This window comes from Chitinophaga rhizophila, from assembly GCF_019492185.1.
In the GTDB taxonomy this organism is placed as follows: Bacteria; Bacteroidota; Bacteroidia; order Chitinophagales; family Chitinophagaceae; genus Chitinophaga; species Chitinophaga rhizophila.
In genome coordinates this window covers 568,752-591,179 of the sequence record NZ_JAICCF010000003.1, presented here as the reverse complement: position 1 = coordinate 591,179, position 22,428 = coordinate 568,752, and the positions used below count along the sequence as shown (strand labels likewise).

The window sequence follows — 22,428 nt, the reverse complement described above, 5'->3', positions numbered from 1 at the left end:
ACAAATTTTTGTTCTACCTTCCGAAGGATTTAAAGTAATAAGTGAACATGTCCAACAAGAAAATAGCCATCATTGGTGGTGGCAATCTGGGTAGCGCGATCGCTCAGGGATTGTTAAAAAGCGGGTTTTCAATGCCTGCGGACCTGACCGTAACAAGACGGAATCTTGCATCACTAGGTGAGTTGCAATCTTTAGGAGTGCAAACTATTTCAGATAATGAAGCTGCAATCCGCAATGCCGAGATAATCGTCGTAGCGTTGAAACCCTATAATGTCAGAGAAGTGCTGGCACAGGTCAAACATGCTTTTGATCCTTCCAGGCAGATATTGATCAGCGTTATTACAGGTATTTCTATTGATGATCTGGAACAGATTGCCGGGGCGGGCATGCCTGTAGTCAGAGCAATGCCGAATACTGCCATCGCTATACAGGAATCTATGACCTGTATCTGCCACAAAAATATATCTGCGGAGCAAGCAGCCTATGTGAAGGAAATGTTTGATCAGCTGGGCGTTGCCGTACTGATTGATGAGAAACTGATGGACGCTGCAACAGTGCTGGGAGCCTGTGGTATTGCCTATGCCCTGCGCTTTATCAGGGCCAGCATCCAGGGAGGTATTGAAATCGGATTTGACGCACGTACAGCCAACCTGATAGCTGCACAAACAGTAAAAGGAGCTGCGCAGCTGCTGATCAAGGAGAACCGCCATCCGGAAGAGGAAATAGACAAAGTGACTACTCCAAAGGGTTGCACCATTGCAGGACTCAATGAAATGGAACATCAGGGCTTCAGCTCTTCACTTATAAAAGGAATTACTGTATCCTACAACCGGATAGCAAAAGACTAAGTTCAGACTACTTCCTGTTTTGGATAGTCAAAGAAGAGGAAGGCTTTTTTGGCACCATCAAAGTCTTTCCAGGAATCTATATTCGCTTTTACCGCAAATACGCCTGAGGTGGGGATGTTGTCAATCCTGATCTCCTGAGTTAAATAATTCGCGAAGTCTGTGATACCTGGGTTGTGTGCAAATATTGCAACTGTGTCAATATCGTCGTCCACTTTCGTGATCACTTTCAGAAAGGTAGATGCGTAACACAGATATAGTTCCTCTTCCAGCATAATGGCATCTTTATCATAATGCCACTCCTTTGCCATCATTCTGGCAGTGGTCCTGGTGCGTTTGGCAGGACTTGCTATCAGGAGTTCAGGTGTGATACCTCTGTTTGCCAGCCGGAGCGCCATTTCCGGGGCATTTTGTTTGCCGCGTTTATTAAGCGGTCTGTCAAAATCATCTACGTCGGGGTCATTCCAGCTTGATTTGGCATGACGGATTAGTAATAACGTCTTCATAACAACAATGTTACCATGCAGCAGAGGATCCGCTGTGAGAGATTAGAGTTAGTATTAACAGTAAGTACTTCCTAATTTACGGATTTTACTGAAAGTAGATGCGGCACGGAAAGCTTATCCAGCCCGTGGAGGGCGGATTTAAAGTAAATTTAATAATGGGATAAATAAAAACGGCCTGTTTAAAACAGGCCGTTTGCTATGTTTAGTAACCTCTTTCGTTCTTACCTTCCATGTAGTTCATGAAGGCTTTGTTCACTACGCGGTTACCTCCCGGCGTTGGGAAGTTACCTGTGAAGTACCAGTCGCCCAGGTTATTAGGACAAGCCTGGTGCAGACCATCAATAGACTGGTAGATGACATCTACTTTCGCGCCTATATTAGACGGTGTGATGATCTCGGCAATTTTTGCAGAGATCTCTTCTGTTGTGAATGGCTTATAGATGTTTCTTACTACGTTCTGTGCATGCAATGTATTGGTACGTTGCAGTTCCATGCAAAGGCCATAAGCCTCCTGCAGGATATGTTCCTTGCCATGATCTTTTAATAGCTCTATAGCCGCTTTAAATGCGACGAAATCGCCAATCTTACTCATGTCAATACCATAACAGTCAGGATAACGTATCTGCGGAGCAGAAGATACGACAATAATACGTTTGGGTCCCAGACGATCCAGCATCCGGATAATGCTTTCACGCAGTGTTGTACCACGTACGATCGAGTCATCAATTACCACCAGGGTATCAACACCAGGACGTACTGTACCGTATGTTATATCATATACGTGCTGTACCATTTCATTACGGCCGGTATCAGCAGTAATGAAAGTACGCATCTTAACATCTTTAATAGCGATCTTGTCAATACGGATACGACGGTTAACCATTTCGGTCAGTTTCTCTTCGTCGAAGTCCTTACCCCATGAAACGATACGTTCTACCTTGATTTTATTCAGGTAGTCCTCGAGTCCTTTCAGCATACCATAGAAGGCAATTTCTGCTGTATTGGGGATGAAAGAGAAGATGGTATTGCGCAGATCATTATCAATGCTTTTCAGCACTGTTTCAGACAAGTTGTAACCTAAAGCCGTACGTTCTTTATAGATCTTTTCGTCATTACCACGGGAGAAATAGATACGTTCAAAGCTACAAGCTCTGCGTTCTTTCGGTTGCAGGATCTGTTCGATGCTGTATTCGCCATTCTCTTTTACAATGAGGGCATTACCCGGCATCAGTTCCAGTACTTCATTCTCGCCTACATTAAAGGCAGTGCGTATAGCTGCCCGCTCGGAAGCTGCAACAATTACTTCATCGTTAATGTAGTAGTATGAAGGACGAATACCGTGTGCATCACGCATTACAAATGCATCTCCACTACCCATCAGACCGCAGACGTGGTAACCTCCGTCAAACATCGAAAATGCTTTCTGCAGAATGTTCTTGATATCCAGTCCGTTACGTTTTTCCTCATCTTCCTGGCTCAGGAAGTGATGAATTACCTCCAGCATTGCAGCAAGGTCGCTATTACGGTGAGTTTCGCCCGGAGTTACGTTAACAAACTTGAATAGTTCATCTACGTTTACCAGGTTAAAGTTACCTGCAAGGGCAAGGTTGCGTGCGGGAATGGTATTGTGACGTACAAAAGGATGGCAGAGTTCTACATTGTTTTTACCCTGGGTGGCGTAGCGGAGGTGGCCCATTAAGAGTTCTCCCAGGAAACGTATGTGGCCTTTCATAAGGCCGGGGTATTTGGTGATTTCTGGCTGGTACTTCTCGATTTCGTCTATCTCTTCTCTTACCTTGGCAAAGATATCTCCGATTGCTTGCGGGGCACTGCTTCGCAGGCGATGCATGAAAGGTACTCCTGGTTCCGTGTTTAACTTCACTGTGGCTATACCTGCTCCGTCCTGTCCGCGGTTATGTTGCTTCTCCATTAGGAGGTACAACTTGTTTAGCCCGTAGAAAACCGATCCGTATTGTTGTTGATAATAAGAAAACGGTTTTCTGAGTCTAATAAATGCTAACCCGCATTCATGTTTTATGGCATCACTCATCCCTATTAGAATTGAAGGCGCAAAGTTACGAGTAAAAAGCCGAACCCCCAACGCCCAATGATAAATGCAGAGACTCCCTAAAATAACAATCCCCGGTATTGATATATACCGGGGATTGTTACTCAATTATATGTGTTATTGTTTTGCTATACCTCCCATCCACTGACTGATGTGGTTACATTGTCTGAACTCATCGTCAACATGGATATAATACGTCGGAATCTTCTCTCTCAGCCACTTATCGCGTGCATCCTGCTGTTTAATCTGAAGGGTACGCTGCTGTATGCGGGAATAGTCATCATTCATATTCTCACGGTGAGGCTGGGTACGTGTTTTCAGATAAACAATACGAACACCGTTACGGCCATTCGGCTGATCATCTACAAAAGGCATTGGTTTGGAAATGCCGCCTGCTTTCAGGGTATCCAGCAGTAATACGATTTCTCTTTCTGAAGGTTCATCCAGCTGGTCAATAGTAATGTAGGTACTACCATTCATTCTGTTCTGAAGCATACCACCATCAAACTTAGCTGTCGGCAGAGTACTGTATTTAACAACTGCTTCAGAGAAGGTCATTTTGCCATTCAGAATAACTGTACGAACACTGTCAAGCAGTTTAGTAGCTTCTGCAAGGTCTCCGCGGGTTACATTAGGTCTCAGCAGGATATGCTGTACAGTAATGTTATCGCCCTGACGTTTAATACACTGAATCAGGTGGTATCCGAACTGTGACTTTATCGGAGAAGATATTTCATTCTCTTTCAAACGGAAAGACGCCGCCAGGAAGTCTGCGTCCCACTGTTTGTCGTTACGGTTCAGGATGTATACACCTTTATTTTCTTTAGCACCCGGATCTTCCGAATACAGGATGGCGAGGCGGCCAAAGTCGCTGCTCTTTTCCTGTACCTGTTTCTTAAATTCCAGCAGGCGGTCAATTGCATACTGGTCCATTTCTTTGGTTGCTTTCGGTTGTATTACGATCTGACCTATCTCCAGTTCAGATTCATAGAACTGAAGGCTGTCTTTCGGAATACCATCGAAATATCTTTTTACTTCGGAAGGAGTAACTTTTACGGAACTGGTGATCTTGTCCTGCATCGCTTTAGCCAGCAGCCCTTCTCTGATAGGCTGACGGAAGCGTTCTTTCAGCTGGTAGATAGAATAACCGGTAACCTCTTTCATTTTTTCCGGGCTACCATACAGGTCCTGGAAATAACGGATACGGTTTTCGATTTGTCCGTCTACATCTGCTTCACTTACCGGCAAGCTGTCTCTTTCTGCCTGCATGACCATTACTTTCTGAGAAATGATCTGTTCCATAATCATGCACGGTGCATCATGAGGGAGGCTGTTATCCACAGAGTTACGCTGTAGATTTACCATTTCTCCTTCAATGTCAGACCGCAGAATGATCTTATCCCCCACTATGGCGGCAATCTTATCAGCTACCATTTTCTGTTGGGCAGCAGCTACCTGACAAAGTAGTAGTGTGCCAGCAGAAAGTGCAAAAAATCTGTTCATGTTAACGAGTGCAGTGAATTTCAAAAATAGCCAATAAAAAATAAGCCGCATGATAGCGGCTTATCTTTTTAACAAAAGTTTATACTGATATTATAAAGTTCTCTTTACTTCTACTTCTTCGAAGCCTTCTACGATATCGCCCACTTTCAGATCGCTGTAGTTCTTGATACTCAGACCACACTCCATGTTGGAAGCAACTTCCTTCACGTCGTCTTTGTAGCGTTTCAGTGACTGCAGTTCGCCTGTATAGATTACGATACCATCGCGTACCAGGTTGACACGGGTATTGCGGGTGATCTTTCCGTCCAGTACAAAACAACCTGCTACAGTTACCTTGTCGAAGCGGTAAGTTTCGCGGATTTCCACGTTTGCCACCACTTTCTTCTCGATCTTCGGCTCCAGCATACCTTCCATCGCGCTCTTCAGTTCGTCGATTGCGTCGTAGATAATAGAGTAAGTACGGATCTCGATGTTTTCTTTCTCTGCCAGTCTGGAAGCCTGAGAAGAAGGACGTACCTGGAAACCTACGATGATCGCATCGGAAGCTGTTGCCAGCAATACGTCGGATTCTGTGATCTGACCTACTGCTTTGTGTACAACGCTTACTACGATTTCTTCGGTAGACAGTTTCTGCAGGGAGTCGCTCAATGCTTCTACGGAACCGTCAAAGTCACCCTTGATAATGAGGTTAAGCTGTTTGAAGTTACCCAGTGCAAGACGGCGTCCGATCTCATCCAGCGTGATGTGTTTCTTGGTACGGATACCTTGTTCACGGATGATCTGAGCACGGCGGTTAGCCACTTCTTTTGCTTCTGATTCACTTTCATACATACGGAACTTCTCACCAGCCTGAGGTGCACCGTTTAGACCAAGTACCTGTACAGGAGATGATGGTCCGGCGATATCAACGCGTTGTCCGCGTTCATTGAACATCGCTTTGATCTTACCGAAGTTAGATCCGGAGGCGATAGTATCACCCTGGCGGAGGGTACCGCTTTGTACAAGCAGCGTAGCCACATAACCACGACCTTTGTCGAGGGATGCTTCGATTACACTACCTGAAGCTTCTCTGTTCGGATTAGCTTTCAGTTCGAGTAATTCTGCTTCGAGGAGTATTTTTTCCAGCAGGACGTCGATATTCATACCGCTCTTGGCAGAAATTTCCTGGCTTTGGTATTTACCACCCCAGTCTTCCACCAACAGGTTCATACCTGCCAGTTGTTCTTTAATTTTTTCAGGATTAGCGCCGTCTTTATCCACTTTATTGATAGCGAATACCATTGGCAGACCTGCAGCCTGTGAGTGGGAGATCGCTTCACGTGTCTGTGGCATGATGGCGTCATCCGCAGCAATTACGATAATGGCAATGTCAGCTACTTTCGCACCACGGGCACGCATCGCGGTAAACGCTTCGTGACCAGGTGTATCCAGGAAGGTCAGTTTCTTACCGGAGGCGGTTACTACCTGGTAAGCACCGATGTGCTGTGTGATACCACCTGCTTCACCGGATACCACATTGGCGTTACGGATGTAGTCAAGCAGGGAGGTTTTACCATGGTCTACGTGACCCATGATAGTCACGATAGGCGCTCTTGGTACCAGGTCTTCCTCATTATCGGTTACTACTTCTTCTTCCATTTCGTCAGCGTCATCCACACCGATAAATTCTACTTCATAGCCAAATTCTCCGGCAACCAGTTCTATTACCTCTGCGTCAAGACGCTGGTTGATAGACACCATGATACCTAATCCCATACATTTTGAGATTACTTCGGCGAAGCTTACATCCATCAGGTTAGCCAGTTCGCTTACAGATACAAATTCAGTAACCTGGAGTTTGTTGTTTTCAGCCCCCTGGTTGGCCATTTGTTCTGCCAGTTCATGGCGTTTTTCACGACGCTGTTTTGCTTTGACGTTCTTACCTCGGTTACCACCGCCCATTTTGGCCATGGTTTCCTTGATTTTATTCTGGATTTCGTTTTTATCGATTTCCTTGTCTTCTGGTCTTCTGTTATCGCGGTTTCCGCCATAGCCACCATGTTGGCCACCGGGACGGTTACCAAAGTTGCCACCCGGTCTGTTACCGTGCTGGCCTGGTCCGCCTTGTCTGTTGCCACCTGGTCCACCGGGACGGTTACCACCGTGTTGGCCGCCGCCACCTGGTCTGTTACCACCGTGCTGGCCTGGTCCACCTGGACGGCCATCGCGGTTAGGTGCAGCATGTGGTCTGCTTTGACCGCCACCTGGTCTGTTGTTATCACCGCCACGGTTGTCGCGGTTACCGGTGTTACGGTTATCACGGTTGAAATCGCGGTTGCCGCTGTTACGGTTATCCGTGTTTCCACCTTTAGAAAGATCGTTTGGCTGAACAGGTTCGGGTTTCTTTTCAACGATAATGCGTTTCCGCTTGCGGTTGTTGTCGGCATTATTATTATTGCCGCCGCGGTTGAAATTGTTATTCCCTTTATTGTCACGTCTTTCTGAATGTACGGGCAGTTCTATTTTACCGATCACTTTCGGGCCGGTCAGTTTTTCTGCCTGTATGTTTTCAATAACGGCAGTGCTTCCGTTATCGTCCTGCTCTGATGCTGGTGCTGATGCAATGTCTGCTGCTGCAACTTCGTCCATATGCTTAGCGGCAGGTTTCTGTGTGACTGGTTCTTTCACTTCTGCCGGGTCTTTTGTTTTTTCCTGAGCAGCTGCCGGTTTTTCGGCTGCCGGCGCTTGTTTCTCTTCTACAGCGGGGACAGCAGGTTTATCAGCAGCGGGTGCAGTTGTTTTTTCTTGTTGTACTGTTTGTTGTACGTTTTGTACGGGCTGAACGGGTTGCACTGGTTTCACTTCAGGTTGAACAGCAGGTTTTACTGGTTCTACCGGAGGTTGTTGCTGTGCAACGGGTTGTTGCGGTTGTGCCTGTGGCTGTGGCGCTGGTTCTTTTACCTGCGCTTTCTCACTGGCTGGTGGTTCCGGTTGTCTTACGACAGCCGGTTTTTCCTCCTGTTCTGGTTTTTTAGTAACCGGGGGAACAGGTGGCTTTTTAGGTCTATTCAGTGCATCCAGGTCGATGGTTGCTACGACTTTCGGGCCATTGATCCTTGGCGCATCTGTTTTTATAACTTCCTGAGCTTCCGGAGGCGTCTGTACAGGCGGTGCTTTCTCGGCAACAGGTTGCTGAGGCACAGCGACAGGCTCTTTCGGACCCTCTTCTGTTTTGGTAACAGGTGGTTTAACTTCCGCAACCGGTACCGGCTCGGGTTTAGGTTCAGGCTTAGGCTCCGGTTTAGGTTCGGGCTTAGGCTCTGCCTTTGGTTCCGGCTTAGGTTCTGGTTTTGGCTCGGGTTTGGGTGCTTCAACTGCAACCGCGGGAGTGGGTTCCTCTTTAGGAGCTGCTTCTTTCTTCTTGGCTGCTGCCTCTGCTTCTTCCTTCTCTTTCTTCTTCATTGCATCTAACACGCTTCCTTTGGGCAGGGCTATCTGATCGCTTTTGCGTTTGTTAGCCTTGTCCTGTTGGAATTCGGACTGCAAAGCTGCATACATCTGAGAGGTCAGGCGTGCGTTGGGTGAGCCGAAGCCCCCCATATCATAGCCCTTATTAGCAAGGAAATCGATCAACGTCTCCTTACCAATATTGAACTCCTTGGCTGCAGCCAGCAATCGTGGCGTGTTGTTTGTTACTTCAGGCATATTGTAATCTCGGGCCTCCCCATTTTTCCCGTTGGCTAACGGGACTCCTTTTTAACAATTAACAATAACTAAAAAATACTTTCTGTCGAGCAAGCCCACATCCCGGGGAAGTTAGTGGTGTGAACCTACTCTTTATCAAATTCTTCCTGTAGTATTCTTCTTATATCTTTTACAGTTTCCTCTTCCAGGTCAGAGCGGCGTACCAGTTCCTCTACCGTCAGGTCAAGTACACTACGGGCAGTGTCACAACCAATACGTTTGAGTTCATCCAGTATCCATTCTTCGATTTCATCGGAAAATTCTCCCAGGTCAATGTCATACTCTGCCTGCTCCTGCTCTTCGTCACGGAAGACATCTATCTCATAACCTGTCAATTCACAGGCCAGTTTTATATTGACCCCTTTCTTACCGATAGCCAGGGATACCTGATCAGCCTTGAGGAAAACCGAAGCATATTTATTCTCATTATCTACCTCCATACGGCTGATCCTTGCCGGTGTGAGCGCACGCTGGATCAATAGCTGAATATTGGCAGTGTAGTTAATGATATCTATGTTTTCATTACGCAACTCGCGCACTATACCGTGAATACGGCTACCTTTCATACCCACGCAGGCACCTACCGGGTCAATGCGGTCATCATAAGACTCCACCGCTACTTTAGCCCTTTCTCCCGGCTCGCGTACGATTTTCTTGATTACTATAAGGCCGTCAAAGATCTCAGGAACCTCAATTTCCAGCAATTTAGCCAGGAAGGTAGGATGGGTACGGGACAGTATGATCAGCGGAGCGTTGTTCTTCATCTCCACTTTCTTAACTACAGCCCTTACATTTTCACCTTTCTTGAAATAATCGGTAGGAATTTGTTCAGATTTAGGTAAAATTAACTCATTCCTTTCATCATCAAGCAATAAAACTTCTTTTTTCCATACCTGATACACTTCACCCGTTACAATTTCACCTACACGATCAGCATATTTCTTGACAAGTATGTTCTTTTTAAGGTCTCCGATACGGGCAGATAACGTCTGCTTAGCAGCCAGGATAGCCCTGCGGCCAAAATCCAGTATCTCCACTTCTTCGTACAGATCTTCACCTACCTGATAGTCCGGTTCAACTAAAATGGCTTCGGAATAAGCGATCTGGGCATTATCATCCTCTACGTCTCCATCTGCAACAATGGTACGGCGGCGTAAAATTTCCAGGTCACCCTTCTCAGTATTTACAATCACGTCAAAGTTCTCATCAGAGCCATACTTTTTACGGAGAAGAGTTTTGAACACATCTTCCAACACTTTCATCAACGTCGGGCGGTCAATGTTTTCCGCCTCTTTAAACTCCGTGAATGACTCAATCAGGTTAATACTAGCCATGTTTCGGTTATATTATTATATTTTAAAACACGATGCACACCTTTGTGTGCTTGATTTCATTTAAATTTATCTCAGTTGTTTTTTTCTCCTTCTTCTTACCCACCACTTCCTCAATCGTCACCACTTCCTCCGTCACAGATAACAGCGTACCCTCTTTTTCGGAATTATCCAATAAAGTCACAGCTATCTTACGACCAATATTCTTAACGTATTGACGGTGAAGTTTTAACGGTTCGTCCAGACCAGGGGAAGATACTTCCAGGGAAAAATCATTGTCAGGAAACAAATTAGCTTCTTCCAGCCTGCTATACAGGTTCCGGTTGAATGCTACCAGCTTGTCTACCGGTACGCCATTGTCTCCGTCCACAAAGAGTTTTATGTTATTCGTGGGTTTGATCCGCACTTCTACTACGAAGTATTCAGGATAAGGCGACAGCATCTCTGTGGCCATGTCCCTGATTGTTGTTATCACTTGTTCATTTGCCATAAAAAAACGAGAAGGGGACCGCTCAGTCCCCTTCGTTATTATCATTTTCCTATGCAAAATTAGGATTTTATTTTGATCCAAGAACATTTTCTTTAACTTGTAGTAAATAAATTAACCAGATAAAAGTCACTGTCCGCATAGATTTCAAAAATATTTAATGCCTGTAGCCCCTGCCTTCTTATATGTCTGTTAAAGCATACATACAACGTATTAACTATGAGTTAATCATCTGGCCAACTGCGCTGATACTCCTGTTCCTCATGGATCCGTACTCAGATAACGGCCCCGGATTCTGTATGCTCAAACGTATCGGCATCACCTGGTGCCCCGGCTGTGGAATGGGTCACTCCATCAGTTTCCTGCTCCATGGTCAATGGAAAGCATCCCTGCAGGCTCACTTTCTCGGCCCCTTCGCCCTGCCCCTGCTCACCTACCGCATCTTTCAACTAGGCAGAGCACAATGGCAATCTTTCGCGGAACTTAAAAACCACTATACATGATCGACTATTCGTTTGCCTCATTACCTGGTATAGAACAGGAAGAACTCCTGTGGCTGCAGGAACTTACCAGGAATTATTCCACGGACAGCCGCCAACGGTTCCTTGCCATTTATCAAGGCCGCCGCAAAGACCCCACCACCATTCTCGTATGCTGCCTCGTAGGCCTTATCGGCCCCGCAGGTATCCACCGCTTCCTGATCAATCACATCGGAATGGGTGTACTATACATCTTTACTGTAGGATTATGCTGGGTCGGTACCATCGTAGACGCTATCAACTATCGTAAGCTAACCTGGGAGTATAACAAAAAGGCCGCCCTGGAATGCGCCGTGCTGCTTGGTTTATAGCCTGTTAATCTGTTTCCGGGGCTGTTAAAGAAAACTTAAAGGACCCCTTTTTTCTGCCCCGAAAACAGATTAACCGCTAAATTTGTAAATATGATACTGAAATATGCAATTTTAGCCTTCGTGTTCTGGCTACTGTACAAAATCGTGTTCGGCTTCATCGTACCTGTCTATCAGTCAACTAAACAAGTACGCAGACAGATGGGCGATATTCAGGAACATCTTCGCCGCCAATACCAGCAACAGGAACAGGCCCAAAGACAGGCTGCACAGGCACAGCAACAGCAACAACAATACGCTGCCTCTAAAAAGGCGGATAAAGGTGATTACCTGGATTTTGAAGAAGTTAAATAATCCTCATATCATCTGAATATGTCTGCCATCGTCTTCGGTGGCTCCAGATGGATTGTTTGCAGACCAACTGCCTTCGCCCCCTCTATGTTAGGAAGGGTGTCGTCTATAAATAAGGTCTCCGCAGGATTCAGACCATTTTCCTCCAACACATACTCAAAGGATTCAGGGGTAGGCTTACGTAGCCCTATCTCATGCGAATAATACGCCCTGTCAAAAAACGCGGCCAGAGATGGTATGCCCCTGCTCTCCTGTAATATCCTGTTAAACCGCTCCAGATGAATCGCATTCGTATTACTCAGCAAATATAACCCATAATGCTGCCGCAATTGCTGCAATATCTGCAACCGGCGTAAAGGAAAATCCAGTAACATCGCATTCCATGCATCAATAATCTGCTGATGCGTTGTGCCCGGCGCAGTATGCTGCTGCATCTCATTCAGAAATACCTCCGGCCCAACCTTGCCCGTCTCCAGATCGTCAAACAATGTGTTCAGCGAAAACTGATTGTATAAACTAGTAAACTCCTTCACTCCCAACGCTTCAAATGCCTTGTAAGTAGCCTGGTAGTCAAGATTTATAATAACGCCCCCTAGATCGAAAATAATGTGTTTAATGCCTTTCATCGTATTGAGTGCTGGGTGAGAAAATGCAAATTTATATGGAGGAAATAAAAAATTTTAAAATGATTGGATAATTGAATAAAAAATAATTAATTTTGCCCTCCCCTTTGAGGGGAACCCTCGAGAAAGTTTCAAAATATTCGTTCTGAAAAGAACAGGTCCTATAGCTCAGTTGGTTAGAGCACCTGACTCATAATCAGGGGGTCCCAGGATCATGCCCTGGTGGGACCACGAAAATTAAAGCCTTACTAATGTTATCATTGGTAAGGCTATTTTCTTTTGGCCCAGGTAAAACTGACAGCCCTCGCTACTACCGCTGTCTCCTATCCTTCCCTAACTCCTTAAAAATCAGTTCTACCGCCTAGATTCCCCCGATCACTATTCTTTTCTTATACCCGGTCTGCCTTTTACTCCACATACTCATCTTCCGCTCACCAATACGTCACCTCAATATCCCCGGGATATAGAGATGCCCTCTTAGTGCCCTTTTGGTACCCGGATGATATAAGACACCAAGCGTTATCAATTGGTTAATTATGCCACCCATCAGCCAATTACACCGGCACATTTTCCTCCTCCTCATCTTTTTTCCTATCTTAACCATGGTTAATCCAGCCAACACCATGCTTCTCGAAAACATACTCATACTCGCCGACTATCCCGACCTCATAAAACACCAGAAAATACACGCTCCCCTGGTCAGACAACTATATACTACCCTCTTTCTGCTGGATCATTTTACTGCCGGCCAGCCCGCAGTGATCCAACTCAACGACCGGTCAAAAATGGACTACCGGCAACTGTGGAACCCTCAATCCCCGCCGTCAACATTCATCAACCGCTTCCTCTCCCACCTACCCTGGGACGACATTGATTTTTCAGCTTACTCGCTGATTATCTGTCATTTTGATTACGAACAGATTCTACAACGCTACCTGAACAACAGATACCAGGGCCAGTATCCGCAGGATAAAATCTATTCTCTGGTCAACCCGGCCTATAAACCAGCAGCACCGATCTATAAAAGCATAATCACCCTCTTTCATCCGAAAGGGAAATGGGAAGTACCTGATACTTTGAAAAACAGTACTCTCCACTCCTTTAAACAATCATTAACCACCGCGTGGAAGGGGCATACCCGGAAAGAGCAGGAGCAATCCTTCCATGCTTTGCTGCTGAAAATTATCGCTGCAAATAAACGTTACACACCTCCCGGATATAGAAAAATCCTGGTCCTGGACGACTATAAACGAAGCTTTTTTATCGGAGACTCAACTGTCTGGGTGAGATTCATGAAGCGGGTACTGAGAAATTGTGGGGCCTACGAAGAAGTGAAAATCAATTGTTACAATTACGGAATAGCACCCCGGCTGCGAGAATTATATGGCAACACGTTCGGAGAAAACGTTACAATCAGCTGCCTGCCATGGGAGCAACTAAATTTTTCAGATTATGACCTGATACTGGTAGAAGGTGACCTGATGCTGCCCTTCCTCCTGCATATCTCTCCACTATATGATGCCGCTTTGCTACAAACAGCTATATACACACTCACACCTTTAAAGGAAGACGATTTTGAAGATAGTTATGGATGGGATTTTCTCACCCAACATCCTGCTACTGCCCCCCGTAGCTTAAATGAAGACAAGGAAATATATATAACTGATGCAGCACTTACTACGGCTGATCAATGGCTGGAAAAACATGGGATAACATCGGAAGACTACCTGGTTATTTTACAAAATGGATCCACAGAAGATAAAAAAGTGCTGTTATTCAGTGAGTTCATTGCTGTACTACAGGGGCTTTTATTAAACCCTCGGGTAAAAGTGTTGATATTCGACGGGGCGGAACATAAGCAGGAAAACAATATACAACCGCTGTTGACGGTTGCACAGAAAGAGCGCGTATTATTCGCCGCAGGCTTAGGACTCACAATGGATATGTGCCTGATAGCAAGCCCTTATACCCGGCTGGCTATAGGCCCCTGTACCGGGATTTTTCATCTGGCAAATGGAGCGGTCACTTACCTGGTGAATAATGGGCTGAGAGACCGTTCCCAGATTCCTTATATGCTGGTATATACTGGTAAACAGGCACATGACGAAGGATACCTTCCCCGAAACTGGTGGAATAATTCATTTGTTAACTGTGCAGTGATCATCAGGCAGGATGACCAGCTTTTGCTGGTTCCGCTGGAAGAAAGTCCGGCAGATACAGACACCTTTCAGAATATCGCCGGTGAAGTACACGCCATTACTGCTGCTATGCTAATGGCCTATTTACCTTCATTACCTACCTTGTAACCCTTCAGGTACATCACAGGTAACTCCATGGATTGCCGTAGAACAGGGCGTTCATTAGGTGTATTACGTTCGTAGAAGTAGCCATGGTCTTTACTCAGCGCAATAGTGAACTGATTACTTTCCTCCCTGGGCTTCTTAGGCGGAGCCCAGGAGTCTACCCATTCCACAGCCAATACTACTGTGTCTGAAAGAATAATATTATATGGAGTCAGATCTACATTGACCCACTTCGCCCCTTTATAGATATTAAAATAGACCGGCCTTTGTAATAACTGCTGCAGCTGATCTTCTCCCTTCACCTTACCCAGGATGTTCAACCTGACTTTCACACTGTCAAATGACATCTCTTTGATCCTGCAGGCAAATGCAAGTACCTTAAATGGTGCGCCGGATACATCCAGCTGCAAACCCCTGGTCCTGCCACGCGAGCTCTGGTAATCGCCCCAGCCTGTAAATCTGCTGGTAGCTCTTTCACTGCCCAACGTCAGCATCTCGCGTTGCGCACTTACTGTTACCGTAGCCAGTGACTGCTCACGGGGTACTAACTTCACATCCATTTTACCGGCCACATTAATATCAGACAGCCTGAAGGCAAGTGTTGTGTAACCAATATGACTGAAGATGACAGAATCTGAAGAAGCTATACCTGAGATGTCAATGGCATACGCGCCATTCCTGTCAGCAATACCACCTTTGCTCTTATATTTAATACCAACACTGGCGTATGGAATAGGCTCGCCTGTTTTTGCGTCATACAGTGTTCCCTGAAGGGTTTGTGCAAAGAGGCCTGTACAGGGCAACATCAGTACTATTAATAATAATATATAGCATGGATTACCTGATGGATCAACAAATTTTTTCATATACTCAGATGTCTATTCACAATGATACTTGTTTCTTTTTAAAAGTTACTTCCAGATGGCCCCGCCAGATGACTACAATGTCAGTAATGCATGCATAAACTGTTCTCTGAAAAGCTGGTCATTTTGCAGGAAGGACAGCCGGTTACTCCGGCCCAGTTCCTGCAGGTCTTCGCGATGCAATACCGCCTGCAGAGATGCCTGAATGGCCAGGGGATGTAATTCAACAATTCCCCCCAGCCTGCCCGGAATAACATATTCTTTGGCAAATGGGATCAGAAAATCGGATGTCAGTTCATTCATCGGCGGATAATCTGTCGTAAGCACCACCGCGCCACAGGCTTTTGCTTCATTAATGGCATGCCCAAAGCCTTCTATCATAGAGGGATATATATGCACCAGGCACCTGTTTCTGCAATCATTATATGCTTTCTCAGGAAGTGTACCATGGAAAATGAGATGATCATTATCAAACGGCGCTGCTGTTATAAGACTGCTCACAATGTGAAACCTGGAATAGCTGTATTCCCGCAGCGCCTCTACTAAAACGCTGGTCCCCTTGGCTTTTGAGCTACCCGAGGAATGAAAGCATTCGAGTAGTTTATCCCCTTCCTGATAACAATCCAGGGAGGTAAACCCTGTGTATTTCACATTGTTATGATGTTGACGGAACAGATTAGCGGCATATACCGATTTACAGAAAACAGCGTCAAATCTGTCTAGGTGTTGCAACCATTCCCTGTAAAACCATTCCTGGTTGGGAATCAGTATGTTCCTTCGTCCAAAGTATTGCTCATTCACAATTTCCAGGTGTATACACAGATCTGTATCTTCACTGACAGGTATAAACGTGTTATCCAGATCCCAGAAATCTACACTCATCCCATTTTGTAACAGCAGATCTGTCAGGATAAGCTTATCTTTTTCGAGGCCGCCGCTGTTATTTCTACCAATGATTGTGACATTCATGTATACACCGGTTGATTTATGCTGGTAATATGATCCGGCCGTTTTCGTCAACAGATACCGGCACTCTCAATGAAAAGCCCAGGTTCCGCTCCAGGCTGTGGTAATAGTTATATACCCGGATGCCGCTCCTCCAGGTTCTGTACCTGGAATCAAGTACTTCCAGCGAGTTGGCAGTCATCTTAAGCGTAGCCCCTTCAAAACATACCTCCTGGAAGGGATACTTACCGGAATTAGGGCATACGATATTATTTTTAAAGACAAGATCATCCCCCACCCTATTATACATCCACAGGTCTACAAAGGGGAAGGTATGTCCATGCTCGTCTATAGGAACACCTCCATCCAGCCAGATCTTATAAAACGGCGTATCTGAAGCTTCTTCAATCTGGTAATTATACCTGAGCGGGGTATGGTCTGCAATAGCCTGCAGGAAGGTGTCAAGGTGTTTTTCCTCTATTCCTATATCCACATCGTCATCCCATGGCATGATCCCGCCATGCCGGATATATCCCAGATGGGTACCTCCCTGCAGAATAAGGTCGATATCCAGTTTGGCTGCGGTTTCACTGATTAATGCCAGAATAGTCCTGATCTGGCTTTTAGTTTCGGCAGACCATCGGCTGGTATTCAGGATAGTATGCAGTATATCCCTTTCCCTGTCAATCGACTTTACTTTTGGCTGTGCCTCATACCTGAACCAGGGTACGTCGTCAAAGAAGGCATTCAATTGCTTCCTGGCCGACAAGCTGATAATTTCATCATCTGCACGTTGCCTGATTTCGCGAACCTGTAACAGTTTGGCTACGCCGGATTTACTTAAAAAATATATGCTGCTGCCCCAGTAGAACCCTAAAAGGAACGGCATGAAATCGTAAATTTCCTTTCTGTTAGGGTTCCGCAGGGAATTGTTATGATTAGTGGTAAACTCTTTTTCCTGGTTGCGGATGCGTAGTCTGTCAAAGGGGAAATATACATCCCAGCCGGCTGACAAAGCGCTGATCTGTTCCTGTATCTGCTGATAACTGGTTTCCAGGTACACAGATTCCTCGACTATCATACACCATTCCTCCTCTCTTTCGGCAAAAGACTGCCATGCACGGTAATGCAGCAGATAGTTGGTGATATCTGATTGAGGAAGTCCGAAGCCATACCTGGTGGTATGCCAGGTAGGATTGACTTCCAGAGAAGGCAGGTTTTCCTGGAGTGATAGATGGATGATTGCCGGTGCATCGCCTTCCAGCTTCAGGGATGGGAGGATGTCGCCGTGTATTTTCTGTTCATTTACAAGAGGGATATTGTATACTATCATCGTATTGGCTAAGTATGTTCAATATGAGCTAAAGTGGAGCAAGGACCTGTCTGGACACCAGCTCTGCTGCCATATCCTGGTCTTCATTTATGATCTGTGCTGCTACCTGTATTTTTTCTTCAGGGCTGGTTTTATAGGAAAACAAACTGAGATATTTATCTTCCAATGGAAAGAGGGAATAGCGGGATCTGTCAAATACAAAATGCCGCCCTTCCAGTTTGAGCGGGCAACACCTGGAAAGGTCCAGTTTCCATCGCTCATTGATATTGACCGAATGTGATGTATTGACGGTTGATGCGGTAAAAGCATCAATCAGCGACCAGTTATGCACATATGGCCAGTTGGCCCACTGTGAACTATACTTTAGTACATGGTCACCAAACTGAGTCAGGATCTGTTGCAGTACGCTGTTTGCAAATACTTCTCTGTCCTCTTTTCCGGGATGGAATGACGCTCCGCAGCATTGCAGGTATATCTGCTCTCCTTCCTGGTGGCTCAGGGCAAGTTGTATAGGTACGCCGGTTATGCTGGAAAGATAAACAACGCCTTTTCTTACTTTCACTTTCCCTCTGAGGAAGTCGAGCGTAAGCATATTCTCGTTGTGCATGGTTTGTCCGCCTACACCTTTGTTGCCGTCTATATAGCCGATCACAATCGCGCCGGCTTTAATTCTTTTTATCAGCTTGAATATAGCGCCCTGCTGTTCTACATTGATCAGTTCCAGGTTGCAGTTATTGTTATATCGTTTTCTGTAGATCTCGGCAACATCGGCAAATTCACCACTGTTGACGGACTGGGTATCAGACATAACAATCACATCATGCCCGTGTTTCATCAGCCATGCCGGTAAAGCATAGTAAGAGCCGGTATGGAAGCTGATAAATATCCGCGAACTGCTATGCAAATTTTCAAGTATGCGCTCCTCATCCAGCACACTTACCTCGTCAATGGTAAAGTTAAAGAGGTCTCTGAAGGCCTGTGATGAATTACCCAGTATGGTGCGGAACAATTCAAGATGTGAGGTAAAATCTGAGTCACCTGTGAAATTGTATAAATTGGCAGAGGTAGCAGCATATAGCAGCGTTTCATTAGGGCGCATATCAAATCATTTTAGGGGTGATAACTTTTACCTATTTGTGTGCGACAAGCTTATACAGGAAAGGATCGCCTTTCGCTTCAATTCTTGCCGACAGAGAGTCTCCTTTAAAGTAACCGTATAACATGGCGTCTGAATGTTCAAAATTGGTAGCGAGAATAATTCGCGTATCCCGTAGGTGAACGATACGTGCGCTGAACTGTTCACCTTTATTATTAACGATCTCTACTTTGTATCCTTCCTTGCCTTTTGCCAGTTTAATGCTGCCAGCGAAATTGCCATAAGGAGTATCTTTTACTTCATACTTATAGGTGCCGGAGAAATCGTAGCCCTGGAAAGAGGAAGGGTTATTGCGTGCCGGCAGGCACATACCGGAAAGCAGGATGAACACGCGAAGTAACATACAGCCAGGTGTTTGGACAAATAAAGGAGAGCCTGTATTCACAGGCCCTCCATAATGAAAAAGTGACGATCAGACGTCGCTGCTACTAGAACAGGATATCGTCATTGTTTCCTACTGAATCGTAGGAACCGCAACCGCGAGGGCGTCTTGCGAATCCGGAGCAGAGAGACTCCAATACTTCCAATGAAACTTCTTCAACAGCTTTACCAAGGTTTTTTGGTTCAACCAGCTGTTTGCTTTGTGGATTTTCGTTGTTTGTCATACAACTTTGTGTTTAAGGGTGAAAAAAAGAAAAAGATTATCCGTTTAGTTAAATGGACCGTGATGTATTATATGGCTACCTGTCACTTAAAAGGCTGCCGTCCCAGCAAGTTGCAGCTGGCTTTCAAACAGACGCAAGAAGTGCCCTCTTCTACTGATGAGGTCAGACATAGTGCCATGCTCCACAATGTTACCTGCATCAATGACAATAATCTCCTGCACATGTTTCAATGCGCTTAATCTGTGAGAAATAATGATAATGGTATGAAATGCGCCGCTGTCAAAAAGATGACCGTAAATAGCATCTTCGCTTTTGGAATCAGTCTCTGAAGTAGCTTCATCTATGATCAGCAGTTCAGTTTTCCTCAGCAGGGTTCTGCCAAGGGAAAGCTTCTGTTTTTGTCCGCCCGAGAGCTTCACTCCATTATCTCCTATCATACTCTGGGTTCTGGTACTGTAGTCAGCATTATCGCTGAATAGCCTGACTGCTTTTGCTGCTTCAACAGCTTCCTGTGGTGTGGAGGCTGGCTGGCCATACCGGATGTTTTCTATGATAGTGTCGTTGAACAGGAAGTACCCCTGACTGTTGACAGTCAATTTCTGCATCCAGCTTTCCATATCAATACTCTGCAGGTCCCTGCCGTTTACCAGTATATTGCCGGTTGCCGGCACATTGAACTTGCATAGGAGGTCAACAATAGTTGACTTTCCACTACCACTGGCACCTACTATTGCGTAATGTCTGCCAGCTTCAAAAGTAAAGTCAAGGTTACTGATCACAGCCTTATCCTGATGGGAGAAGGAGACATTGTTAAGTGTAATACTGTTAATCTTCTCCTCCAGCCTGACATAAGATCCATCACTGAATTGCAGCGGGTGGTCAAGTAGTTCAAAGATCCTGGACAGCGAAACGGAAGTATTGATCAGCTCTGCATACAAGGAGACAATGTTCTGGAAGGGCTCATACAACTTATTGGCATACTGCAGAAAAGCGATGAGCGTACCAATAGTCATAGCGCCTTTAATGACCTGCCACCCTCCTAGTCCGAGGGTGACCAGTGGTACCATTGCCAGCAAAAAGATGCTGATACCCTTCGACGTAGAGCGTACGAGTGCACCATTCATATTCAGCTTTACGAGAAAGCTGAACTGGTCTTTGAGTACACCACCCTCGTACAGGTATGTATTGAATAGTTTAATGAACCTGATGTTTGATACACGTTCCGTCAGATGCCCCAGTATTTCAGACTCTTTTGTTCTGATTTTACTAGTAATGGCTTTTATCTGCGGATGGAAGCGCCTGATGGTAATGAACAGCAGCGGGTATATCAGGCAGATGGCCAGGAATAACCTGATTTCCAGCACACACATGATGACGATCAGGCCGATAATGGTAATTCCGTTATTGATGAAATTGATAAGTGTACCGGTAAGGGCGTTGCGCACATTATTTACTTCATTGTTCATACGATGTATCAGGTCGCCCAGGCTTCTTTCTTTAAAAAAGGACATAGGAAGCCTGATTACATGATTAAACAGCTTGAGAGATAATGTGTTAAGTACCTGGTTGCTGATCCAGCTATACAGGTATTCAGCAGCAACACCCAGTAGCACACGCAGTATATAAGTGGCCAGAATCACAGCGAGGATGCCCAATAGCAATTGCAGCTGCTTTTCTACCAGTACATGGTCTATGATGATCTTAAGGAAGTAGGGCGATGCCAGCGCTGCTGCGTTCCCAAGGATCATCAGGAGCAACAGTAACGCTTCATATTTCATGTAAGGTCTGAGGAAGACGAAAAAACGCTTCCAGATCAATTTCCGGGAATCCATCTGCGTATTGCTGCTACTGCTTGTTTAAAAAGGTGTTGGCTATATCTTTCATTTTCTGTTCGGCATTAGTGTATCCCATGCGCTGGAAATACTGTAATACATGCAGATAGTTGTCTTCGTTGATAAAGTTCTCTGATAGGGCCAGTCCGGGTTCCAGCACATAGGCCCAATGCCATATATTGGCCGGACAGTATATCAATTCACCTGGCTCCTGTATGCAGATGATAGGCTCGGCTTCGCCTAACAAAGGGTAGCTGGCAATATCTGCCGTCAACGGGTCAAATTCACCGTTGTATAATAAATGCTCCTGTTCCTGTGGAAAGAAGAGCCAGAGCTTTCGTCCTTCGTATAAAGCATTCCAGAAACTGGTACCCCAGATATCCTGGTGGATAGTGCTTCTGGCCCCACGAGGACCGAAATAAAGACTTGAGAGGTCAATCTTCCTGGTGGCAGATTGCGCAGTATAATAGGCCTTGTACCAGCAGTTAAATGCATCAGGCGTCTGGTACTCCAGGTTCATATGCGTTTTGAGGTGCATCGTTGACTTACCGTAGTAAGGAATCGGATCAGCTGTATCACGGATATAGCCTGCATAATCCTTCATCGGTGCCTGTATATAACTGATCTGGCCGTTTATGTTGCGGTCGGCCGATATTTTATAATTGCCGAATGTATCCGCCAGGTACTGAATGTTCCATTTAGGATAAGATGCCCATTGATGCATGATGCCTTCATACAGTACCGGCAAGTTCTTGTCTATGAACTGGTCAGGAGTAGACGCACGGAGTATGTCCCGCTGCTGGCGGAAGATTGGAAGCATATCCATAAGTAAGTTTATTTATTCCAGGCCATATGTCTGAAAATGACGGCGGCCATATGTTCCAGGCTGCTGAAGAAGTAGTAATCCACTTCATTATCGGGTATAGATATCTGGAAATGCGCTTCCAGAAAGGCTACCCATTGCAGGGCTGAATGGTCATCCTGTGAAAAGAGATATAGCAGATTCAGGTGGATTAATTCATCCGTAAAGGCCGGAGGTATATCTATGCGGCCTTTCAGCTCGGAGAGCAGGTAGCTTTCCAGCGTTTCCGGTGAGGTCATCTTATT

Annotated in this window: 21 protein-coding genes and 1 tRNA gene; 6 read left to right on the top strand and 16 right to left on the bottom strand. The window is 45.6% G+C overall.

The features are described 5' to 3' along the window. Positions 1-47: 47 nt before the first annotated feature. Positions 48-848 (top strand): pyrroline-5-carboxylate reductase, encoded by an 801-nt coding sequence (proC, locus tag K1Y79_RS16905; protein WP_220251344.1) that lies wholly within the window; start codon positions 48-50, stop codon positions 846-848. Positions 849-850: 2 nt separating this feature from the next. On the opposite strand, the gene K1Y79_RS16900 is transcribed toward proC, so the two are convergent. From K1Y79_RS16900 to K1Y79_RS16875, 6 genes are all read right to left on the bottom strand, one after another. Further along, the gene (locus K1Y79_RS16900; protein ID WP_220251343.1) at positions 851-1,351 is read right to left on the bottom strand and encodes a SixA phosphatase family protein; all 501 of its coding nucleotides are present in this window, start codon (positions 1,349-1,351) and stop codon (positions 851-853) included. A 202-nt stretch (positions 1,352-1,553) separates the two neighbouring features. Next, a complete protein-coding gene (locus tag K1Y79_RS16895; RefSeq protein WP_236059677.1) occupies positions 1,554-3,281 on the bottom strand; it encodes an amidophosphoribosyltransferase in 1,728 nt (575 codons plus the stop codon). A gap of 255 nt (positions 3,282-3,536) precedes the next feature. After that, on the bottom strand, positions 3,537-4,922 hold the full coding sequence (locus tag K1Y79_RS16890; RefSeq protein ID WP_220251341.1) for a peptidylprolyl isomerase: 1,386 nt from the start codon (positions 4,920-4,922) through the stop codon (positions 3,537-3,539). A gap of 90 nt (positions 4,923-5,012) precedes the next feature. Further along, positions 5,013-8,606 (bottom strand): translation initiation factor IF-2, encoded by a 3,594-nt coding sequence (gene infB / locus K1Y79_RS16885; protein WP_220251340.1) that lies wholly within the window; start codon positions 8,604-8,606, stop codon positions 5,013-5,015. A 125-nt stretch (positions 8,607-8,731) separates the two neighbouring features. Further along, positions 8,732-9,979, bottom strand: a complete 1,248-nt coding sequence (gene nusA, locus K1Y79_RS16880; protein ID WP_220251339.1) for a transcription termination factor NusA — start codon at positions 9,977-9,979, stop codon at positions 8,732-8,734. A 22-nt stretch (positions 9,980-10,001) separates the two neighbouring features. Continuing rightward, on the bottom strand, positions 10,002-10,466 hold the full coding sequence (locus K1Y79_RS16875; RefSeq protein ID WP_236059676.1) for an LSm family protein: 465 nt from the start codon (positions 10,464-10,466) through the stop codon (positions 10,002-10,004). A gap of 182 nt (positions 10,467-10,648) precedes the next feature. Here K1Y79_RS16875 and K1Y79_RS16870 point away from each other — a divergent pair, with 182 nt between their 5' ends. The 3 genes from K1Y79_RS16870 (at position 10,649) to K1Y79_RS16860 (ending at position 11,664) form a co-directional block, all read left to right on the top strand. After that, positions 10,649-10,966: a DUF2752 domain-containing protein gene (locus K1Y79_RS16870; protein ID WP_220251337.1), complete on the top strand. Its 318-nt coding sequence runs from the start codon at positions 10,649-10,651 to the stop codon at positions 10,964-10,966. Then, the gene (locus tag K1Y79_RS16865; RefSeq protein WP_220251336.1) at positions 10,963-11,313 is read left to right on the top strand and encodes a TM2 domain-containing protein; all 351 of its coding nucleotides are present in this window, start codon (positions 10,963-10,965) and stop codon (positions 11,311-11,313) included. The genes K1Y79_RS16870 and K1Y79_RS16865 overlap by 4 nt, the downstream gene beginning before the upstream one ends. Before the next feature lie 90 nt (positions 11,314-11,403). Next, positions 11,404-11,664, top strand: a complete 261-nt coding sequence (locus K1Y79_RS16860) for a DUF4834 family protein (protein WP_220251335.1) — start codon at positions 11,404-11,406, stop codon at positions 11,662-11,664. 8 nt (positions 11,665-11,672) lie between these two features. Here K1Y79_RS16860 and K1Y79_RS16855 read toward each other — a convergent pair whose 3' ends face one another. Beyond that, positions 11,673-12,287, bottom strand: a complete 615-nt coding sequence (locus K1Y79_RS16855; protein WP_220251334.1) for an HAD family hydrolase — start codon at positions 12,285-12,287, stop codon at positions 11,673-11,675. A gap of 154 nt (positions 12,288-12,441) precedes the next feature. On the opposite strand from K1Y79_RS16855, the gene K1Y79_RS16850 reads away from it, so the two are divergent. Together K1Y79_RS16850 and K1Y79_RS16845 are read left to right on the top strand one after the other, a co-directional pair. After that, a tRNA-Ile gene (locus K1Y79_RS16850) sits at positions 12,442-12,515 on the top strand. A gap of 392 nt (positions 12,516-12,907) precedes the next feature. Next, a complete protein-coding gene (locus K1Y79_RS16845; protein ID WP_220251333.1) occupies positions 12,908-14,590 on the top strand; it encodes a glycosyltransferase family 9 protein in 1,683 nt (560 codons plus the stop codon). On the opposite strand, the gene K1Y79_RS16840 is transcribed toward K1Y79_RS16845, so the two are convergent. The 9 genes from K1Y79_RS16840 to K1Y79_RS16800 all read right to left on the bottom strand — a co-directional run bounded on the left by K1Y79_RS16840 (position 14,563) and on the right by K1Y79_RS16800 (position 22,422). After that, positions 14,563-15,453 carry a carboxypeptidase-like regulatory domain-containing protein gene (locus K1Y79_RS16840; protein ID WP_220251332.1) on the bottom strand — a complete coding sequence of 297 codons (891 nt, stop codon included), beginning with the start codon at positions 15,451-15,453 and terminating at the stop codon, positions 14,563-14,565. The two genes, K1Y79_RS16845 and K1Y79_RS16840, sit on opposite strands and share 28 nt — an antisense overlap. Positions 15,454-15,525: 72 nt before the next feature. Then, positions 15,526-16,419 (bottom strand): glycosyltransferase, encoded by an 894-nt coding sequence (locus tag K1Y79_RS16835; RefSeq protein WP_220251331.1) that lies wholly within the window; start codon positions 16,417-16,419, stop codon positions 15,526-15,528. A 16-nt stretch (positions 16,420-16,435) separates the two neighbouring features. Beyond that, the gene (locus K1Y79_RS16830) at positions 16,436-17,728 is read right to left on the bottom strand and encodes a LicD family protein (protein ID WP_220251330.1); all 1,293 of its coding nucleotides are present in this window, start codon (positions 17,726-17,728) and stop codon (positions 16,436-16,438) included. 28 nt (positions 17,729-17,756) lie between these two features. Continuing rightward, positions 17,757-18,827, bottom strand: a complete 1,071-nt coding sequence (locus K1Y79_RS16825) for a lysophospholipid acyltransferase family protein (protein WP_220251329.1) — start codon at positions 18,825-18,827, stop codon at positions 17,757-17,759. 31 nt (positions 18,828-18,858) lie between these two features. Continuing rightward, positions 18,859-19,227 carry a hypothetical protein gene (locus K1Y79_RS16820; protein ID WP_220251328.1) on the bottom strand — a complete coding sequence of 123 codons (369 nt, stop codon included), beginning with the start codon at positions 19,225-19,227 and terminating at the stop codon, positions 18,859-18,861. Between the two features lie 85 nt (positions 19,228-19,312). Continuing rightward, positions 19,313-19,489, bottom strand: a complete 177-nt coding sequence (locus K1Y79_RS16815) for a FlmA family RiPP peptide (RefSeq protein ID WP_220251327.1) — start codon at positions 19,487-19,489, stop codon at positions 19,313-19,315. Positions 19,490-19,575: 86 nt separating this feature from the next. Further along, entirely contained in the window at positions 19,576-21,321 is a 1,746-nt protein-coding gene (locus K1Y79_RS16810) for an ABC transporter ATP-binding protein (RefSeq protein ID WP_220251326.1), read from the bottom strand. Positions 21,322-21,334: 13 nt separating this feature from the next. Further along, on the bottom strand, positions 21,335-22,147 hold the full coding sequence (locus K1Y79_RS16805) for a cupin-like domain-containing protein (protein ID WP_220251325.1): 813 nt from the start codon (positions 22,145-22,147) through the stop codon (positions 21,335-21,337). Positions 22,148-22,155: 8 nt separating this feature from the next. After that, positions 22,156-22,422, bottom strand: coding sequence for a hypothetical protein (locus tag K1Y79_RS16800; RefSeq protein WP_220251324.1), 267 nt, complete (start codon positions 22,420-22,422; stop codon positions 22,156-22,158). Between the last annotated feature and the right edge of the window lie 6 nt (positions 22,423-22,428).

Coding starts and splice junctions, on each gene's coding strand:
- K1Y79_RS16865 (WP_220251336.1), top strand. CDS start 10,963: ATGATCGACTATTCGTTTGCCTCATTACCTGGTATAGAACAGGAAGAA.
- K1Y79_RS16805 (WP_220251325.1), bottom strand. CDS start 22,147: ATGGATATGCTTCCAATCTTCCGCCAGCAGCGGGACATACTCCGTGCG.
- K1Y79_RS16820 (WP_220251328.1), bottom strand. CDS start 19,227: ATGTTACTTCGCGTGTTCATCCTGCTTTCCGGTATGTGCCTGCCGGCA.
- K1Y79_RS16810 (WP_220251326.1), bottom strand. CDS start 21,321: ATGGATTCCCGGAAATTGATCTGGAAGCGTTTTTTCGTCTTCCTCAGA.
- K1Y79_RS16835 (WP_220251331.1), bottom strand. CDS start 16,419: ATGAATGTCACAATCATTGGTAGAAATAACAGCGGCGGCCTCGAAAAA.
- K1Y79_RS16825 (WP_220251329.1), bottom strand. CDS start 18,827: ATGCGCCCTAATGAAACGCTGCTATATGCTGCTACCTCTGCCAATTTA.
- K1Y79_RS16815 (WP_220251327.1), bottom strand. CDS start 19,489: ATGACAAACAACGAAAATCCACAAAGCAAACAGCTGGTTGAACCAAAA.
- K1Y79_RS16830 (WP_220251330.1), bottom strand. CDS start 17,728: ATGATAGTATACAATATCCCTCTTGTAAATGAACAGAAAATACACGGC.
- K1Y79_RS16895 (WP_236059677.1), bottom strand. CDS start 3,281: ATGGAGAAGCAACATAACCGCGGACAGGACGGAGCAGGTATAGCCACA.
- K1Y79_RS16860 (WP_220251335.1), top strand. CDS start 11,404: ATGATACTGAAATATGCAATTTTAGCCTTCGTGTTCTGGCTACTGTAC.
- K1Y79_RS16900 (WP_220251343.1), bottom strand. CDS start 1,351: ATGAAGACGTTATTACTAATCCGTCATGCCAAATCAAGCTGGAATGAC.
- K1Y79_RS16890 (WP_220251341.1), bottom strand. CDS start 4,922: ATGAACAGATTTTTTGCACTTTCTGCTGGCACACTACTACTTTGTCAG.
- proC (WP_220251344.1), top strand. CDS start 48: ATGTCCAACAAGAAAATAGCCATCATTGGTGGTGGCAATCTGGGTAGC.
- K1Y79_RS16875 (WP_236059676.1), bottom strand. CDS start 10,466: ATGGCAAATGAACAAGTGATAACAACAATCAGGGACATGGCCACAGAG.
- infB (WP_220251340.1), bottom strand. CDS start 8,606: ATGCCTGAAGTAACAAACAACACGCCACGATTGCTGGCTGCAGCCAAG.
- nusA (WP_220251339.1), bottom strand. CDS start 9,979: ATGGCTAGTATTAACCTGATTGAGTCATTCACGGAGTTTAAAGAGGCG.
- K1Y79_RS16840 (WP_220251332.1), bottom strand. CDS start 15,453: ATGAAAAAATTTGTTGATCCATCAGGTAATCCATGCTATATATTATTA.
- K1Y79_RS16855 (WP_220251334.1), bottom strand. CDS start 12,287: ATGAAAGGCATTAAACACATTATTTTCGATCTAGGGGGCGTTATTATA.
- K1Y79_RS16870 (WP_220251337.1), top strand. CDS start 10,649: ATGTCTGTTAAAGCATACATACAACGTATTAACTATGAGTTAATCATC.
- K1Y79_RS16800 (WP_220251324.1), bottom strand. CDS start 22,422: ATGACCTCACCGGAAACGCTGGAAAGCTACCTGCTCTCCGAGCTGAAA.
- K1Y79_RS16845 (WP_220251333.1), top strand. CDS start 12,908: ATGCTTCTCGAAAACATACTCATACTCGCCGACTATCCCGACCTCATA.